4 protein-coding genes and 1 pseudogene are annotated in these 2,986 nt (G+C 41.2%); 2 read left to right on the top strand and 3 right to left on the bottom strand.

Annotation, left to right across the window (positions count from 1 at the left end; translation table 11 throughout):
- Nucleotides 1-115 precede the first annotated feature (115 nt).
- A complete protein-coding gene (locus tag KQI91_RS06065; RefSeq protein ID WP_216391961.1) occupies nucleotides 116-505 on the bottom strand; it encodes a YdeI/OmpD-associated family protein in 390 nt (129 codons plus the stop codon).
- Between the two features lie 159 nt (nucleotides 506-664).
- Between KQI91_RS06065 and KQI91_RS16470 the strand changes: the two genes are divergently transcribed.
- Complete coding sequence (locus tag KQI91_RS16470; RefSeq protein WP_442860600.1) at nucleotides 665-820, top strand: ATP-binding cassette domain-containing protein; 156 nt, start codon at nucleotides 665-667, stop codon at nucleotides 818-820.
- Between the two features lie 131 nt (nucleotides 821-951).
- A pseudogene (locus tag KQI91_RS06060) lies at nucleotides 952-1,110 on the top strand (tyrosine-type recombinase/integrase); the annotation flags it as partial.
- Between the two features lie 94 nt (nucleotides 1,111-1,204).
- On the opposite strand, the gene KQI91_RS06055 reads toward KQI91_RS06060, so the two are convergent.
- Both KQI91_RS06055 and KQI91_RS06050 read right to left on the bottom strand, forming a co-directional pair.
- A complete protein-coding gene (locus KQI91_RS06055; protein WP_216391960.1) occupies nucleotides 1,205-1,690 on the bottom strand; it encodes a GNAT family N-acetyltransferase in 486 nt (161 codons plus the stop codon).
- Nucleotides 1,691-1,853: 163 nt separating this feature from the next.
- A complete protein-coding gene (locus KQI91_RS06050) occupies nucleotides 1,854-2,795 on the bottom strand; it encodes a DUF1848 domain-containing protein (protein WP_216391959.1) in 942 nt (313 codons plus the stop codon).
- Between the last annotated feature and the right edge of the window lie 191 nt (nucleotides 2,796-2,986).

The raw sequence follows: 2,986 nt of genomic DNA, 5'->3' as shown, positions 1-2,986 counted from the left end.
CTCCCTGGAGTGAAAAACTCCAATTTATCAAAGATCACAAGTAACTTGTAGTGAATTACTCCAACTCTCAAAAAGTTGGAGTGATTTTATATCTGACCGTAGGATTATTTGGCGGTTACTTTGCATTAAATGCTGACATAATCTCAAAATCAATTACAAAACTTTTCTCTGACATATCTGGTAACACTGCACGACCTGCATCTGTCATTAACCCCAGTTTTTCTAATCGTCTACAACGTTCTTTATTCAATTCAGACCACGGACTTCTGACTGCACGGGGTGTGAATTTTTGCAAATCCACACCATCTATCTTTTTATGAGTCGTATCTATCCAGCCAAAACATAAAACTTCCTCTACTGAGTCCAGATACCATACACAATTTTCTGGTGGATTTTTTCCTTTCTTAGCTACCATCCAACACTCAGTTTCTTTTCGATGATTTTCAATCAGCCATTGCCGAAATTCTGCCCTTGTTGTTATATTGAGGATGTTTTTTGCTTCCATATTGCTCCTTTCCCGTGTAACAGGTTCTTACATTGATTTGCTAATTATGATGTGGCACATTTTGTAATAGGTTTGCAACGGCAGTATATCATGCCATGCCAGTAACACGCAATAAGGAGGCAAATCCTGGAATTTCATGGAGCACTTTATTTTCATGATATGAAGGAACTGGAGCAGAGAATCCAGGAGATTCTTCGGCTTATAGATTTGAAAGGCCGTCAAAATGAGCCTGTCGGAAGATTTTCAGGTGGTATGAAACATCGGATTGGGATAGGTCTTGCCTTGCTGAACGATCCGCAGTTTATATTTTTTTGACTAGCCAACGCTCGGTGTAGATGTCCATAATTCCCACAGGATCTGGGAACACCGAAAATGATACTATTTGAGATTCCACTGCTTAACTGTCCGAAAGAATCTGCACCTGTTACAAACTCTTGAATCAAGCTCATTTCCACCAGTTACGGCACACCTACACCTGCAACCTACTCTCAAATGGGGATGCTCCGAAAGATGTACAGGAGCTGTTAGGACATTCCGATGTCAGTACCACAATGAACATCTACGCTCACTCAACAAGAAAGGCAAAGCGGGATTCCGCAAGACTCACAAATCCCGATTGTCTTAATTTATTTCAATTCCATCTTCTTGCCCTACGGACAAGAAGCATCCCTCGCTTTCAGCTCGGTCAATCCCAATCTATCAAAACACCAGCCGCATCTGATGCCACACAACATTTCCATGAGTGGATTTATCTGTCACGCCTTCGTCGGAAAAGCCAAATTTTGCATAATATGGGATAAGCTTTTCTTTGCAGGTCAGGACAAGTCCTTTACGCCCCTGCTGCTCTGCATCGTCGATCGCACGGCGTATCAGTTTGCCGGCATATCCATGTCTGCGATGATCCGGTAATGTATTAACGCCAAAAATCATCTGCCATGCACCATCTTCGTTATGCATAGTGGCTTTTTCATACATTTCATCTGTCAGGTCCGGCTCATCTGTTACAAAACCGTCCACAAATGCGATCAGCTTTTCATCTTTATACATCAGCCAGAAATGATCTCCATAATATTTCACTCTTTCAATGAATTCCTTTTCTGTTGCTGCTTCCGCAGGCGGGAAGCATTCTGCCTCAACTGCGGCAATTGCCGCAATATCTTCTGTTGTTGCGTATTTTATTTCCATACAGTATTCCTCTCTTGCTTCTTTGAATTCCATCTCAGTTCATCTAGTATAGCATAAAAATAACGATATTGCATGCGTGATCTGCTCCATACAATATCGTTAACAATTTTTTGTACCTTTCTTCATTTCTTTTGGTAGTTGGTGGTTTCCTGATATCAGTTTTTTACGAAAATAAATCCAGCGTCATCTGTCCGTCAATCCAGCTTGTCTGTTTCGCCTCGTGTATGATATCTCCCGGCATGCTTCCACCAAGAAGAAATGGTGATTTCGGGTTATGTCTTTTCATGTTCTCTCGGACCAGAGCACTATTTGCATTCGCATAACAATATCTGCACAAATGCCCGCAGGTATCATATGCTCCAATGTCTACTCCCAGAAGACAGGCACATGTTCCGTTTCTCTGGTTCATCTTCTGCTTTGGCACATCCAGATGTGTATGCAATGCTTTTTCGTATGTATCTACAGTCATACATCCTGAACAGTCTGCTCCGTAGGCCGCAAGCTCATTTCCCTCTGCACATGGCCGAATTACCATATCATATTTAGTTGCAATTTTGATAAATTCTTTTCCGATTCTGATGCTGTCGCTGGCTGTAACGGCTTTTGCTTCTGGAAAATTTCGCGTTACTTTTTGGTAAATGTCAATGAAACTAATTACGCAAGTGTGGGTATAGCCGGACAAACTCGATGCCATTTTTTCAAATTCCTGTATGTGCCATTCTACGGTATGCAGCTGGTCGATCAGTATTGGATCATAGCGCCATCCGATGCTGTCAATACCTACAATATTTGACAACTTCTTAAAATCTTCCATTACTGTTTTTTTATCTGGCACATTGGGTTCGACCTCCGTTCCATATGGTGTGATTGTCACAAACCAGTATTGTCCATATTGCCTTAATCGGTCCATATGCTTAAGCATTGGTGCCGGATTCTTTGTACAAAATGCAAGAAGGTCTACGACATCCGGCGACAGACTATATTTCGTTACCTGTAACGGATTATATGGATTGCGAACCAGTACATAGCCTTCCTTTATTCTGTTCATAAGCCATTCGGAATAAAACGCCGGGATATCTGTCCGCATGCCAGTTTGTATGATCATGGTATTTATTGCCTTTCTGCTGTTATTTGGAATACTTCTGTTTGCTGGTGTCCCTGTAAAGAGTATAACATAACACCACTTTACAACTTTTTCATAAAAAAATATCGTACAGGGCTTTCTGATGTATAATGAATTTGCTGAAAACATTACAAAGGAAAGTGACCCTGTACGACAAAAACATTATACAACGA

Origin of the sequence: Blautia sp. MSJ-19 (assembly GCF_018918125.1) — a bacterium.
Taxonomy (GTDB): domain Bacteria; phylum Bacillota; class Clostridia; order Lachnospirales; family Lachnospiraceae; genus Blautia_A.
Note: the sequence above shows the minus strand (reverse complement) of the source record. Positions and strands in the feature narration are given on the sequence as shown.